Origin of the sequence: Rhizobium cerradonense (assembly GCF_030182455.1) — a bacterium.
In the GTDB taxonomy this organism is placed as follows: domain Bacteria; phylum Pseudomonadota; class Alphaproteobacteria; order Rhizobiales; family Rhizobiaceae; genus Rhizobium.
In genome coordinates, this window is the sequence record NZ_JAQJCK010000005.1 from 382,713 (window position 1) to 397,015 (window position 14,303).

Consider the following 14,303-nt stretch of genomic DNA (forward strand, 5'->3'; position numbering starts at 1 on the left):
TTCCCGCCGAAGCAGCCGTGCAAGGTCACGAAATCGAAGGCTGGGGCTCAAATGGCGCCGAAATCGAAATGGTCAAGCGCCCGTCTTGCGCAGCGCAATGCATTTCATATCTTTTTTGCTGCAGCGCACAGTTAGTGACGGCGCTGAGCAATGATATTGCCCTCACGTTTCGTTATTGGCTGATCGCTTGGACATAAATGTGACGGCTATACCCAGAGGCATTGGCAGCCATGACGTGCCTCAAGCGTCGGCCAGCGCCGCCGCGTTGTTGTTTGACAAAAGCCGCGCCATGGCACTCAGAAGATCCGTCTGCGATATCAGGCCAAGGACACGGCGGTCGGTGTCCACGATAATCACCGCATGCGTGCGCCCGTCGGTCAGAACAGGCAACAGCGATAGTGCAGGATCGGCTGCGTCCGCCACGGCCGGCTTCGATATCGCGCCCGCGATGCTATCGATGCTGTCAGACAATTCACGCAGGCCAATCGTACCGATCAAGCGGCCTTCCCGATCCTTTACCGGCAGTGTGCGGATGTTGTGCTTCAACAGAAGATGCCGGGCATGATCCGGCTCGGTGCCCTCGCTGATGGCGATGACGTCGCGTGACATGATGTCGGCGCAGCTTATGTTGCCGTGCGACCGCACCGCTGCCTGCAATTCGACTTGCCGCAGCAGGCGGCTAAGATCGGCCCGATCGATATCGAAGGTCTCATCGAGCGCGGCCAGAGCGGCATCGACGTCTTCTTCGCGGAAGCCTACACGCAGGACCGACGGCAGGTCACGCGTCTGATGGGTGTTCTCCGCCGGCATTGCGACAACATGCGGATAGTTGCGCTTGGAAAACCTGTGAAACAGCAGGCCGAGGCCGACCAGTATGCAGGAATTCAGGGCCACGGGGATGAACGGAAAGAAGAAACCCCAACTTGCAACGACCGGGCCGCCGAGAACGGCGGTCAGAGCTGCCGCGCCGCCGGGTGGATGGAGGCATCGGGTGAAAGACATCGCGCCGATCGCAAGTGAGACGCCGACCCCGATTGCGATAATCGGATCATGAATGAAATAGCCTGCAATGATGCCCATCATGGCGGAAATGGTGTTGCCGCCGATAATCGACCAGGGCTGGGCAAGCGGACTGGACGGGACCGCGAAAAGAAGCACCGCCGATGCGCCCATCGGTGCGACGATGAGCGGTAGATGGGGTCCTTGCCCGAAGAGATAGCCGCTGATGACGCCGGTAAGGCCGATACCGATCAAGGCCCCAAGGCAAGCCATCAATCGTTCATGCAGGGTTGCCCCAGCGAGGATTGGCGAAAACAAGCGGAAACGGCTCGGCCCCACCTTGGGGGAGTCTGGATGCTGCATGATGAAACCAGTTTAGGAAAGATTGTTTGTGAGTGGGTGGAGGCGCCGTTTAGTTTGTTACCAGCCGCGGATCCCGGCTCTTGGCCGCGCTGAGGACTTCGTGAAACGCTTTGAAGGCGGTTGGCCGATCATTCCTGCGATAGATGAGGATCGTGTCGATGGCTCCCAGTTGATGAGTTGGGGAACTCGTCGGCCAGTGCATGAGATCGAGAACCGATTTCGGCATGACACCTGCCGCGCTCCCGGTTGCCACGCTTGCCAGGATCGCGTGGTAGGAGCCAAGCTCTCTCGTCTGCAAGCCACTCGATTTTCGCGCCCAGCTTTCGGCAATCCTTCGATAGGTGCATCCAGGTTCGAGAGCAGCAAGCGATCCGACCCGCAAGTCGGCGGCGGATTGAATGGGCGGATGCCCGGACGGCAATACGAGCAATAGATCCTCGACAAAGACAGGTTCTACTTCAAGGCTCTCAAGCTCGGCATCAAAATCCGCATCTTCGTCAAGCATCGTTTTCGGCGGGCGGGCGATCAGCGCACAGTCCAATACGTCACCAAGAACGTCCCGGGTGAGATCGCGCGATGCACCCAATGTCAGATGAAGCGACACATCGGGCCACATCCGGTTGAATTGGGTCAGCGCTGCCGGCAACCGGCTTGCCGCCGTGCTTTCCATCGTTCCGACACGCAGCGTGCCGGAAGGCTGCAGGGGCCTGACGGCCTGTCTCGCTTCCAGCGCCAAGGCGGCGAGGCGATTGGCATAGACCAGAAATGTCTCGCCTTCTCGCGTCAAAGTCATCTTTTTGCCGTCGCGGCTGAAGAGCAGGACGCCGAGATCATCCTCCAACTGCTGAATTCGGGTCGTCACATTCGACGGCGCGCGGCCGACGGCTTTGGCCGCCTTGGTCACGCTGCGGTCGCAAGCGACGGCGAGGAATATCTCGATCGATGAAAGGTCCAAAAAGATCTCGATTCAGGAATTAAATTACCATATCGTTCCCTATATAAAAATCATTGCCGCTGCTCAAGCGGGTTTTCGCCTCGAACCGTCAAGCGGGAGAGATTCAAAGAGCGGATGACAAAATCAGATCGATCGGAGATGGACGAGGAAACCCATGAATACGCGTCGCCTGCGTGTATGCTGCACGAAGTCGATCCCGCCTATAGTGGTATTTCGCCCGCCTTTGCCACGGACTCAGAGGTCTTTGCCTGGCGAAAGCCGGAACGGCAGAAGTTGATCGATGAGCGCAAGGCCTTACCGGTGGCGCAGCGCAAGGACTATACGCGCGCCATCGCGAGCCATCTTGACCGGATTGTCACTAAGGTCTCCGGTAAACACATAAGCCTGTTTTGGCCGTTCCTCGGAGAACCCGATCTCCGAGGATGGATGGCCGCCTTGACTGCCCGTGGCGCCATTTGCCTGCTGCCCGTGGTCGTCGCCAAAGCCGAACCATTGATATTCCGGTCGTGGAAAATGGGTGACCGGCTTGAACGTGGCGTTTGGAATATCCCGGTGCCTGAGGAAGGTGCGCAAGCCGTTCCGGACATCGTCATAGCGCCCCTCGTCGGCTTCGATGCTGAATGCTTCCGGCTTGGTTATGGCGGCGGCTTTTTCGACAGAACACTGGCTAGTTTCGACCGCAAGCCCTTTACCATCGGCGTCGGCTTCGAGTCCCAGAAGATCGCCACCATTCATCCCCTTGCTCACGACATTCCCATGGATGTGGTCGTCACGCAAACCGAGTTGCGATACCGCTGAGCTCTCAGGCCTTAGCCGCAATGTCCAACTTGAATGCCGAAGAGAACGGCAAATCGACTTCCAAACAGGCAGCCAACCTTGTCGGCGTCCCGACTTGCCCTTGCGAAATCGCAGTTTCTCACCTTTGGCACATGGATTGCTTCTCTATGATCGACATCAGAAGAGACGATATTTCATGTGGCATGTTCTCCCCTCCTTGCTTCTAAGCATTTCTCTCGGGCTGAGCTGGAACAGGTTCCTGCTCACCTTCACAAGCCGAAGCGAGCCTCTTCAAAACCAGATGCCGGTAACGATGGTCGCCGCGGCCGTCTGCCTGTCCGCCCTCGCACTGTCCGTTGCCGACAAAGGGTTGCTGCTAGGGGGAATGATCGTTCTGCTCGGCCTGGCCCTTGCGACCATCAGCAAGGGCCTCGCCCATCCCGTCATCATTGTGGGACTTTCGGCCGCCAGCCTTGCCGCCTATCTGCAGTTCACGGTTCACGCTCTTTAGCGGCCGCCAGTGCTTTCGCGCTGAATGAACAAAGAGCATGAGCTCGCGTTAATGGCGTAAGAGAGTCCGGTACGGAAGCAAAGCGCCGTGGGAAAAACATTCAAAGTTGGCGATCATGTGAGCTGGAACTCCGAAGCGGGCCATGTCAGCGGCACGATCACCAAAATTCACACCCGCGATTTCGATTATAAAGGCCATACGCATCGCGCTTCGGCCGACGATCCGCAGTACGAAATCAAGAGCGACAAGACCGCCCATATTGCAGCGCATAAGGGGAGCGCGCTTCAGAAGATCCAATGAGCCAGCGGAGCTCGCGCCAGCATGGCTTCCTCGTCAGCCTAGAGACCGTGCTGACGTCCCGCTGCCATAAGGCTGAGGATCGTCTTCCGATGCGGCCGCGGTGACTTGCGAGGCGCCTGACGTTATCTGCTGAAGCAATCACCAGAATTTCACGCCGATACCGACGACAACGGCGTTCTGCTTCAGATCGACGTTCACGCCGTTGATATCCTTATCGCCGAAGTCGGTGTAGCGGTATTCCAAGCGTCCGAAGACCCGATTGGTGAAGGCATAATCAACGCCGGCGCCAACCGTCCAGCCGTTGAAGGTTTTGGTGTCTTTGCTGCCCGTGTCGACAAACCCACGCGTCGCTTCCCAGCCGCCTGTCGCATAGATCAGAGCGCGATCGAAAGCATAGCCGAGGCGGGCGCGGACCGAACCATCAATGTCCGTCCCAACATCGATGCCGGGTGCGATAGTATCTTTGTTCCAGTTATAATTGAGGTCGCCTTCGAGGCCGAGCACAACATTATTCTCAAATTGCCAATTGTAGCCGATGAAGCCACCGACGAGGCCGCCGCTCAGATCTTCAGACGCGCGTGCGCCGGGAATGCTGAAATCTCCATTGACCCAATTGCCGCCGCCGCGAATACCGGCATATGCACCCGCCCAAGTGAAACCTGCCGGAGTTTCGACGACAGGCGCTTCCGGCGCCTGGGTTACAACATCCGCGGCCGACGCCGCACTGAATCCAACGATACTGGCAATCGCGGTGGAGATGAGCAGCTTATGCATCGGTGTATCCTCGGTTGTTGTTATGGGTCGGGATATAGGTCGGCACCGTTCAAAGGCTGTCGTAAAACTATCACGTTTTGACCTGGAAGCCTATTTTCGCTTCAGGATTTGACGGATCGCGTCCATTACGAGCGCTCTTCCGCACTGTCCTTTCGGCTTTGCCGCGCCTGTTCATGAAGAGAAGCCAAGCTCCCGTTGCAGCCCAGTCGCCAATCCGTTATACAGCCGACGTCGGAAAAGGCAGACTTGGTCTGGTAAGCCCAAGTCCTTTCGGTAACGAAAGCTCTGGTCTTTGGCTTCGTGCACGAGATCCCCACGACGAACATCGGACGCCGCCCGGGCGCCCAATCGTTCGTCCGTGTGGTACTCAAAATCGAGGAACGCTCCGGTCGAACATCGACACAGGAGTACTTCATGCCCAGCCACCACCCGATCCCCTATGATGTTGTGATTGCCGGAGCCGGCCCTGTCGGCTTGTTCCTCGCCTGCGAGTTGCGGTTGTTCGATCTTTCAGTGCTGGTGCTGGAGCAGGCCGAGGATCCACGCTCCCCCTTGAAGCGCCTGCCGTTCGGCATGCGCGGCCTTTCGGCCCCCATCATCGAAGGCTTCCACCGTCGCGGCCTTTTGGACGCCGTCGTCGCGGCGCAGCGCGAGAACGATATCTTGGGCGCAACGCGATCAGCCGCCCACTGGATGCAACAGCCGCGCCGGCCGGCCGGCCATTTCGCCGGCATCCAGTTCTACTATGACAACATCGACACATCGCAGTGGCCATATCGTCTGCTGAGCCCTGCCGGGACCAGCATGATGGTGGACACGGAGTCGCTCGAAAATGTCCTCGCCGCTCGGGCCGGCGCGATGGGTGTCGAGATCCGGCGCGGCTTCGGCGTCGAGACGTTCGATCAAGTGGACGAAGACGTGACCGTCCGCGCCGGCGGCGAGACCATCCTCGGACGCTGGCTTGTTGGATGTGATGGCGGCCGCAGCACTGTGCGCAAAGCTGGCGGCTTCGACTTTGTCGGTACGGATCCCGAGTTCACCGGCTATTCGGCCGAAGTCGAGTTGGCTGATCCGGACAAGCTTCGACCGGGCCGTACCTACACGCCAACGGGCATGTATAACTACGCGCCGCCAGGAACGATCGCGATGGTCGATTTCGACGGTGGCGCTTTCCATCGAACCCAGCCGATCACGCTTGACCATGTGCAGGCGGTATTGCGCCGTGTCTCCGGCGCCGAGGTCACAGTGACGGCCCTCGGGCTCGCTACGACCTGGACGGACCGCGCCTATCAAGCGACCACCTATCGAAAAGGACGAGTGCTGCTCGCCGGCGACGCCGCGCACATCCACTCGCCATTGGGTGGCCAAGGGCTCAATCTCGGGCTTGGCGACGCGATGAACCTTGGCTGGAAACTTGCTGCCATCATCCGCGGCGATGCCCCGACCGATCTGCTTGACAGCTACTGGCGTGAACGGCATCCAGTCGGAGCTCAGGTCCTCGACTGGTCGCGCGCCCAGGTCGCGCTCATGCGGCCGACCCAGAGTTCGCGCGCGCTCGAAGCCATCATCCGCGACCTCATCGACACGCACGACGGCGCGACATACTTCGCCGAGCGGGTGTGGGGCGTTTCACTCCGCTACGACCTTGCAAGCCTCCACCCGCTGATCGGCCGCAGCGTACCCGATTTCGAGTTGACCGACGGGACAACGCTCGGAGAACTTCTCAGGAAGGGGCAAGGCATCCTGCTGGACTTTGACCTGCGCTCTCCCCTGCGCGCGCTTGCAAGCCGCTGGCGTGGGCGGATAACTTATATCGCAAGTGATGTCAGGGATCGGCTGGGGTTAAGCGCTGTGCTCGTGCGCCCGGACGGCGTCGTCGCCTGGGCGGCTGACGCTGCCCCTAACCTTGAGCAGGCTGCTGAGGCCGCGTCGCGGTGGTTCAGCGAAGTCTCCTCATAGGTACCGCATTAAGTCCGTGATCGTATCAATCAAACGGAGCGGGCGCTCAAAACCGCCGCGCGATGTTGCGACGGCGTCTGCCCAAATGTGCGCTTGAATGTCCTCGTGAACTGCGACGTGTTTTCAAATCCGACATCCAGCGCGATCTCGATGAGAGGCGCCTTCGACCGGGCAAGAATCGACTTCGCCCGCTCCATGCGAACCCGGTTGTATGCCTTGGCAGGAGACATTCCCGTCTTTTCGATGAAAATTCTCTCCAGTTGCCGCCGTGACAGTCCAACCTTGGCAGCCAACTTGGGAATCGGCAGGCTGCCATCGACGAACTGTTCCATTGCGATCATTGCCGCCTTCACGCGGGCATCGTCATAGTCTTCGTACAGCGGACGACGGGGCTGGATGTCCGCGGTGGTTCGGGCCTTCTCGATCTGCAGGACCTCCAGCGCATTTCGCTCCGCGTCACGGCTGATGTATTTCCTGACCAGCAATGCCGCCAAGTCGGCGGCGCTGCTGCCGCCTGCGCACGATCCTCGCTGGCGATCGAGATTGAACAGTCGGTCGGAGCGGACCTTGAGCTCGGGGAAGCGCTCTCGAAACTTCTCGTAATGCAGCCAGCTTACACAGGATTCGTGCCGTTTCATGAGGCCCGCCGCAGCAAGAATGAATGACCCGGTGCACACGCCGATCAGTGGCACCTTCTTGGCGTCCGCCTGCTTGAGATATGCAATTGTCTCCTGGTCGACGGGGTTTTCGACGGTCAGAAGGCCGCCGACGACCGCGATGTAGTCGAACCGCGAGGGATCAACGAGATCCGACGTCGGAGCGACCTGGACGCCACAGCTCGAGGCTATGAGGTGCCTCGTGCTTCCAATCACCTGCCAGTCCGCAAGAACCCTTCCGGAACGATCCTGTTTGTCGCTTGCAAGCCGCAACGTATCCACGAAGAGCGCGAAGGCGGACAAAGTGAACGACCGCGCCAAGATGAACCCCACCTTGAGACGGCTGGCGGACGTGACGACGTCATCTTCCGGCCGATATTTCTCAAGCATCTCTTTATCTCCCTGCCGCTTCCAAAGACCGCAAAGACCTATTTTATCGGATCTGGAAGCCGTGCGCGAGTGGATCGCGTTCATCGACAAAAATCGTGTTGTGGCCGATGACGCGTGCCCAGCCTCCGATGCTCGGAAGGATGCCTTTATAAGCTCCGATACTAACCTCGGCTTCGAGCCGGCCTTCGAAGATGGTTCCGATCAAGCTTTCATGACGGTATGTCGATCCGACAGCCAGACGTCCCTTTGCATGCAATTGCGCCATCCGCGCTGATGTGCCGGTGCCGCCCGGCGACCGATCGATGGCCTTTTCACCATAAAACACCGCGCAACGGCCATCGGAGGCATCGTTGACCGGACGATCGCACCATATCGCATGGTGAACGCCACGAATGCGGGCATCATCCGGATGGATCGGATCACATATGCCGGCGAGAGCGGTCCTGAGCTTCTGACTGCAACCGACGATATCGGCCGCAGTCATGCCGTCGAGACCGCTCCAGTTTTCTTGCGGCTCCACCACCGCGTAGTAGTTGCCGCCATAGGCAATATCGACACGCAGACGTCCCATGCCAGGCACATTCACCTCAACATCCGCTGCGTGGAGATAACTCGGCACATTGAAGAGCCGGACGGAATCGACATGATCTCCGCTCGTCTCGAACGTGACATCCACCCTTCCAGCGGGGGTTTCTATCGAGAGCTTCCCGGGCTCGCGCGGCTGAACCAGACCTTCCTCGATCGCAGCGGTAACAAGCCCGATGGTGCCTGCCCCGCACATCGGCAGGCAACCGCTGACCTCGATGAACAGGACCGCTATGTCGCAATCATCGCGGTAGGCCGGATATATGATCGCGCCGGACATGATGTCGTGCCCCCTCGGCTCGAACATCAGCGCCTTGCGAACCCAATCATGATCCCGAAGAAATATCTCTCGCCGCTCGCCCATCGGTGCGTGCGGCAGAAGCGGACCGCCGCCTGCGACCAGCCGCACGGGATTTCCGCAGGTGTGCGCATCGATGCAGAAAAAGCTGTTTCTCATCGTGGGTGTCCTTGATGTCATTTCGACACTGGAAGCTTGTCACGGTCCAGCAGACCGCGGGACAGCCTGTCGAGGAGCAGCGCGACCGCCACGATTGCCAAACCAGCCCTGAGACCCAGACCCATCTCCATGCGTGTCAGACCGCGCGTGACCTCCGCGCCGAGGCCACCTGCGCCGACCAGACCGGCCAAGACCACCATCGCCAGAGAGAGAAGAATGCACTGATTGAGGCCGACCAGAAGGGTCCGCTTTGCCAAAGGAATTTCAATCTTCCAAAGGATGGCACGGGGATGCGCACCGATGGCACTGCCGAGCTCCTTGAACTCCCTCGGCACCTGGTTGAATGCGAGCGTGGTCAACCGGAGCATCGGCGGAATGCCATAGACAATGGTGGCTATGATTGCCGGCACCCGCCCAAGGCTGAAGATCATCACGGCCGGAATGAGGTAGACCCACGGCGGAACGGTCTGCATCACGTCCAGTATCGGTCGCACCGTCGCTTGCAGGGCCTTATAGCGGGAGCAGAGAACACCGATCGGAAACGCGATGAGAACGGATATCAGGACGGCGACTGTCACCAAGGCAACGGTCTGCATGGACGCCGTCCAGAGTCCGACGAGAAGGCAAAACCCAAGGCAAAGGCCCGACAGGATCGCGGCGCGGAGCCCCACGGCCACAAATGCCAGAACGACAACGATCGCGATCAGCGCATAGGACGGCACGAAGAGCAGAGCCGCCTCGATCCCTGAAAGGACTGCCTCGATGATAGTGCTGATCGCCGCGAACAGCGGATGAAGGTTGGTGTTCAGCCAGTCGACCGCCGGGGCAAGGAAGGCGCCTGGTGAAAACTGCAGGATCGAAGGGCTCATGGCTTCCTCCCCGTACCGAAGCTTGCGGCGCTCTGGGTGATCCGGTCAATCACCATCGTCAGAACCACGATGGCAATCGCACCGTTAATGGATGTTGCGATATCGAGCGTGCGGATCGCACCGTAGATCGTCTCCCCCAGCCCGCCGGAGCCGACGATACCCGCGATGACGACCATCCCGAATGCCATCATAAGGCTCTGGTTGATACCGGCCATGATGCTCGGAAGAGCAAACGGCAAGCGGATCTTGAAGAACATCTGGCTCGGCCTGATGCCGCTCGCCTCGCCGAGTTCGATGAACTCCTTCGGCGTCATCCGGATACCCAGCGACGTCAGTCTGATGGCCGGCGGCATCGCAACTACGATCGTGGCGATCAGCGCCGTCGCCGGCCCGTAGCCGAGCAGCGCGATCGCCGGCAGCAGGTAGATATATGGCGGAAGCGTCTGGATCAAATCGAGGCCGGGCTCCATGAAGCGATCCAGCGCGGTGAAGAACCCGGCGGCGATGCCGATCGGAATTCCAAGCGCTAGCGCGAGTACGGTCGCGGTGAGCACCAGAGCCAGAGTGCTCATCGTTTCCGGCCAAAGCCCCATGGAAAAGCAGAGGGCAAGCGCAACGCCGCTGAGCACGGCAAACCAGATATTGACCAGCCGCCAGCCGATAAGGGCGACGACAAGAGCAACCACATAGAATGGTGGGAGCTCGAGAAGCCATAGGATTGCACCGTAGAGCCCTTCGAGAACCCATCGAACATTGTCGAAAAGGGACTCGCCATTGTCGCTCACCCAGCCGAGGGCGGAGTCCGTCCATTCGTCAAAAACATCGGTAAAGCCTGAACTTTCCATGTCGCTGAACTCCAGTTAGGTGTCACGCCGCGGCGAGATTGCTGGTGGACGTTCCCTTGACGCCCATCAACAAGCTTCGCGGTGTGACGACGCCGATCACCTGACCATTGTCCACGACAGCAATGGCGTCGCGGTTCGACTGCATCGTCAATGTGATGAGCTCGTCGATATCGGCGTCCGGTGTCGTGCGTGCCAACGAAGAAATGTCGGAATTCGGCTGACTCTGCTGGAACTCGGCGACGCTGCGCATGACGGAATGCGCCTTGATCAGATGAAGGCGCGATATCCCGGCAACGAATTCTGCGACGTAGTCGTCAGCGGGATTGAGGATGATCTCCTCGGCGGTGCCGGTCTGGATGATCACGCCATCCTTCATGATTGCGATGCGGTCGCCGATCCGGATGGCCTCGTCGAGATCGTGGGTAATGAAGACAGCGGACTTCCCGAGAGCTTTGGTAAGCTGCCGGAATTCGTCCTGAAGCTGCCGCCGGATCAGAGGATCCAGCGCGCTGAACGGCTCGTCCATGAGAATGATTTCCGGATCGGCAGCTAGCGCGCGAGCAAGGCCGACGCGTTGCTGCATGCCGCCGGAAAGTTCCTGAGGATAGCGGTTCGTCCAATCAGCAAGGCCGACCTTCTCCAAGGCCGCGCGTGCCGTCTCGTTTCGCTCGGACTTTGGAATTCCCTGCACCTCGAGGCCGAAGGCCGCATTCTCCAGGACCGTCTTGTGCGGCAAGAGTGCGACGCTCTGAAAGACCATTCCGATATGCCGGGCGCGCATCTGCCGCAGATCGACGGGAGATAAGGCGGCTAGGTCGCGTCCCTTGACCAGAACCTTTCCGGCGCTGGGCGTGATCAGCTTGTTGAGGAGACGGATCAGCGTCGACTTACCGCTGCCCGACAGGCCCATGATGCAGAAGATTTCGCCGCGCCGAACCTCGATGCTCGCATCGGACACGCCGACGACACAGTTGAACTCCTGCAGGACCTGCTTTTTCCCGAGACCGCGCTCTCCGATGGACTTCATCGCGGCGGCGGACTTGTCTCCGAAGACTTTCCAGACGGATTGGCAGTCAATCAGAACTTCATTGGTATCGACATTTGTTTTCATAGCGATCCCCTTTGAGCCAATTGGTGCTGGCTTCTCTCGTTGGGCTTCAGGATGGCCGCCCGGCGAGCCGGACGGCCAGGATACGATTAGTTTTTCTTGATGTTTTCCCAGCGCTTGATCAGGTCGGCATGGGCCCCGATCCAATCCTGGACGGCCTGATCCATGGTCTTGCCATCGCTGACGGCGCCGTTCATCGCCGTGATATCAGCAAGCGGAACATAGACGCTGGCGATGACTTCGCGAGCATGTGGATTGTCAGCCGAAAAACCCTTCTTGCCGATCCAGTAGTAGCTCTGCGGAGGCGGGAACACGCCCTTCGGATCCTTGAGGAACTTGACCGGATACTTCTGCATCATCCAAGACGGTTCCCAGATCGTAACGGCAATCCATTCCTTGCGATCAATGGCCGATTTCAGAGCAGCGGTCATAGCTGCCGTGCTGCCTTCCACGAGTTGCAGCTTAAGACCGTATTCTTTGACGGCATTGGCCGCGTCACGCATCAGGCCCGAGCCCGGCTCGATGCCGACGATCTTGCCGCCGAACTTGTCGGCATTGTCGTTCAGCTGGTCCGTAGAGTCGATCGGAACGTAGTTGGGGACGGCGATGGCTTGGTAAAGGCCGTGGGAAACCGGCGAGATTTTCTCCAGACGGTTCTTGTTCTTGTCCCAATAGTCCTGAGCAACATAATCGGTCTGAGATGCAAGGATCTGAATGTCACCCTTGCTCAAGGCAGCGTAGGCGATACCCCATTCCGAAAAGGGCAGAACCTTGACCGTATAGCCCGAATCTTCGAGGACCTTTTTGGTGATGCCCGTGATAGGGGTCAGATCCTCCCAGGACATGGTGCCGATGGTGATGGTCTTTTCTTCAGCATGAGCAGGAAACATGCTCATTCCGATCATCGCAGCGGCGCAAAGCGCCTTCCACAAAGCCTTCATTGTTTTTACTCCTAGTTCTCGTTCCCATTCTTCTGAAGATCTGCGCTTGGCTCGATCCTCATTATTGCGCGGCGAGGGATCATCCCTCGCGGCCTGCACGCAACTCCTGCAGCCGGATGACCGAGTTCACGCCGAGCCACGCGATCGGCTCGGGCGGCAACTTGCTCGGCTCCGGTTGATTTCTGTATTGTTCGAGTTCAGGGCTACCCGCCCCTGTCGCCAGATCGGCAGCCATCATCCCCGCGAGTGTGCTCTTGACGGTGCCGAGGCCATTTTCGCAGCAGGCAGAAAAGAGCCCTTCTTCGACCTCACCAAATGCTGGCACATGGTTCCGGCTGAGGCACAGCGCACCGGCCCAGCTATATTCCAGGGGCAAGCCTTTCAGTCCGGGGAAACGGGCATCGAATGACCGGCGCTGCTCGGCAGCTATGCCGGCGACACGCCTATCCGACACCTGGAGGCTTGGATCGTATGTGAACCTCGTCCTTATGACGATACGGGACAGGCCGTTTGTGGTGATCTTGCGTACGGTCGCGCCCATGGGATCTGCGGGCAGAAGCGCCCAGCGGTCCGCTCCGGTAACACCGCCATATTCGTTCTGTGAGAAGGCGGTTGTCATCGATGCGTAGGTAAAGATGTGCATCAAGCGGCGGCGAAAGTGGCCGAAGCTTTCGATGTGGCCGTTCACACCCAGAATGACCTTCGGCGCAGACACGGATCCGCGGTTTGACTTGGCCTTCCAGAACCTGCCTTCGCGCGAAAGCTCCAGCACCGGTGAATGCTCGTAAAGATCGATTTTTGATCGCAGTCCGCGCGCCAAGCCGCGGATATATTCCGCCGGCTGGATCAGCACGGCCCCTGGGGTATAGAGCCCTCCTCGATAATAGTGCGAGCCGGTCATTTCCCGCATCTGATCGGCATCGAGAACGCGATAACCTTCGCCGATCTTCTCGAGGGACTTTCTGTAATTCTCGTTGAGCCCCAGCCCCCTGTCCGACGCAGCGGCGTTCGTCTTGCCCGATGGATCGAATGTTTCCTTGGACAGGCCATACTCGGCCGCAACATCCGCGGCGAACGCGATTGCCAAGCGGTTCTGTCTGATCTCGTCCTTGGTGGACTGCTCGTCGGCAACCGAGTACTCGCCGGACGAGAGATTATGCGGCACATCGATCATGAAGCCGGAATTTCGTCCGGCCGGTCCTTTTGCGAGTTCACGAGCCTCAAGAATGACGATCTTGTCCTGCGGCCGCGATTGCGAGAGGCGCCGGGCCGCGGATAGCCCGGCGAATCCTGCGCCGATGATCAGCCAGTCCGCAGTAATGTCGTGGTCAAGCGCCGTCACGGGATAGGCGCGTTCGCTAATCGCCTCCCATCCCGAAACGCCGGTATCAATCGGTAGGCGCTTGATCACATGCCGGGTCATCGGATGGTCTCGTCGACGGAGCGATCGGAGATGTCGATCCAGATGGTCTTGAGTTCGCAATAGTTGTCGTGTGCGAAGATCGACTTGTCGCGGCCGCCGAAGCCGGATTCCTTGTAGCCGCCGAACGGGGTCGTCGCGTCGCCTTCGCCGAAGCAGTTGACCGTGACGAGGCCGGCCCGGATGTCGCGCGACAGGCGGATCGCATGCTTCAGGCTGCCGGTATAGACCGATGCCGTCAGGCCATAATTGGTGTCGTTGGCAAGGGCGACCGCCTCGGCCAGCGTGTTGAAGGTCGTCACCGACAGGATCGGCCCGAAGATTTCTTCCTTGAACAGCCGGCTGGAGGAGGTGACGCCGTCGACCACCGTCGGCTCGACGAAGATGCCGCCAT

15 protein-coding genes are annotated in these 14,303 nt (G+C 59.4%); 4 read left to right on the top strand and 11 right to left on the bottom strand.

Annotated features, from left to right (window positions below):
• Window positions 1-240: 240 nt before the first annotated feature.
• The gene (locus PH547_RS15135) at window positions 241-1,362 is read right to left on the bottom strand and encodes an HPP family protein (RefSeq protein WP_285168723.1); all 1,122 of its coding nucleotides are present in this window, start codon (window positions 1,360-1,362) and stop codon (window positions 241-243) included.
• Between the two features lie 49 nt (window positions 1,363-1,411).
• Entirely contained in the window at window positions 1,412-2,317 is a 906-nt protein-coding gene (locus PH547_RS15140) for a LysR substrate-binding domain-containing protein (RefSeq protein WP_260305012.1), read from the bottom strand.
• 114 nt (window positions 2,318-2,431) lie between these two features.
• On the opposite strand from PH547_RS15140, the gene PH547_RS15145 reads away from it, so the two are divergent.
• The 3 genes from PH547_RS15145 (at window position 2,432) to PH547_RS15155 (ending at window position 3,905) form a co-directional block, all read left to right on the top strand.
• The gene (locus PH547_RS15145; protein WP_260305011.1) at window positions 2,432-3,115 is read left to right on the top strand and encodes a 5-formyltetrahydrofolate cyclo-ligase; all 684 of its coding nucleotides are present in this window, start codon (window positions 2,432-2,434) and stop codon (window positions 3,113-3,115) included.
• Between the two features lie 175 nt (window positions 3,116-3,290).
• Window positions 3,291-3,605, top strand: coding sequence for a hypothetical protein (locus tag PH547_RS15150; RefSeq protein WP_260305010.1), 315 nt, complete (start codon window positions 3,291-3,293; stop codon window positions 3,603-3,605).
• A gap of 87 nt (window positions 3,606-3,692) precedes the next feature.
• Window positions 3,693-3,905, top strand: coding sequence for a hypervirulence associated TUDOR domain-containing protein (locus PH547_RS15155; RefSeq protein WP_260305009.1), 213 nt, complete (start codon window positions 3,693-3,695; stop codon window positions 3,903-3,905).
• A 138-nt stretch (window positions 3,906-4,043) separates the two neighbouring features.
• Here PH547_RS15155 and PH547_RS15160 read toward each other — a convergent pair whose 3' ends face one another.
• On the bottom strand, window positions 4,044-4,679 hold the full coding sequence (locus tag PH547_RS15160) for an outer membrane protein (RefSeq protein WP_260305008.1): 636 nt from the start codon (window positions 4,677-4,679) through the stop codon (window positions 4,044-4,046).
• Between the two features lie 414 nt (window positions 4,680-5,093).
• On the opposite strand from PH547_RS15160, the gene PH547_RS15165 reads away from it, so the two are divergent.
• Complete coding sequence (locus PH547_RS15165; protein ID WP_260305007.1) at window positions 5,094-6,638, top strand: FAD-dependent monooxygenase; 1,545 nt, start codon at window positions 5,094-5,096, stop codon at window positions 6,636-6,638.
• 29 nt (window positions 6,639-6,667) lie between these two features.
• Here PH547_RS15165 and PH547_RS15170 read toward each other — a convergent pair whose 3' ends face one another.
• The 8 genes from PH547_RS15170 to PH547_RS15205 form a co-directional block, all read right to left on the bottom strand.
• Window positions 6,668-7,684 (bottom strand): GlxA family transcriptional regulator, encoded by a 1,017-nt coding sequence (locus tag PH547_RS15170; protein ID WP_260305006.1) that lies wholly within the window; start codon window positions 7,682-7,684, stop codon window positions 6,668-6,670.
• Between the two features lie 43 nt (window positions 7,685-7,727).
• Window positions 7,728-8,726, bottom strand: coding sequence for a 4-hydroxyproline epimerase (locus PH547_RS15175; RefSeq protein WP_260305005.1), 999 nt, complete (start codon window positions 8,724-8,726; stop codon window positions 7,728-7,730).
• Window positions 8,727-8,743: 17 nt separating this feature from the next.
• Window positions 8,744-9,595 (bottom strand): ABC transporter permease, encoded by an 852-nt coding sequence (locus PH547_RS15180; RefSeq protein WP_260305004.1) that lies wholly within the window; start codon window positions 9,593-9,595, stop codon window positions 8,744-8,746.
• Complete coding sequence (locus PH547_RS15185) at window positions 9,592-10,440, bottom strand: ABC transporter permease (protein ID WP_260305003.1); 849 nt, start codon at window positions 10,438-10,440, stop codon at window positions 9,592-9,594. Before PH547_RS15185 ends, PH547_RS15180 begins: the two co-directional genes overlap by 4 nt.
• 22 nt (window positions 10,441-10,462) lie before the next feature.
• Entirely contained in the window at window positions 10,463-11,551 is a 1,089-nt protein-coding gene (locus PH547_RS15190) for a quaternary amine ABC transporter ATP-binding protein (protein WP_260305002.1), read from the bottom strand.
• Window positions 11,552-11,637: 86 nt separating this feature from the next.
• Complete coding sequence (locus tag PH547_RS15195; RefSeq protein ID WP_104826589.1) at window positions 11,638-12,489, bottom strand: glycine betaine ABC transporter substrate-binding protein; 852 nt, start codon at window positions 12,487-12,489, stop codon at window positions 11,638-11,640.
• A 79-nt stretch (window positions 12,490-12,568) separates the two neighbouring features.
• Entirely contained in the window at window positions 12,569-13,912 is a 1,344-nt protein-coding gene (locus PH547_RS15200) for an NAD(P)/FAD-dependent oxidoreductase (RefSeq protein WP_260305001.1), read from the bottom strand.
• On the bottom strand, window positions 13,909-14,303 hold a 395-nt coding region (locus PH547_RS15205), incomplete at its 5' end, for an aldehyde dehydrogenase family protein (protein WP_285168724.1). The genes PH547_RS15200 and PH547_RS15205, both read right to left, overlap by 4 nt.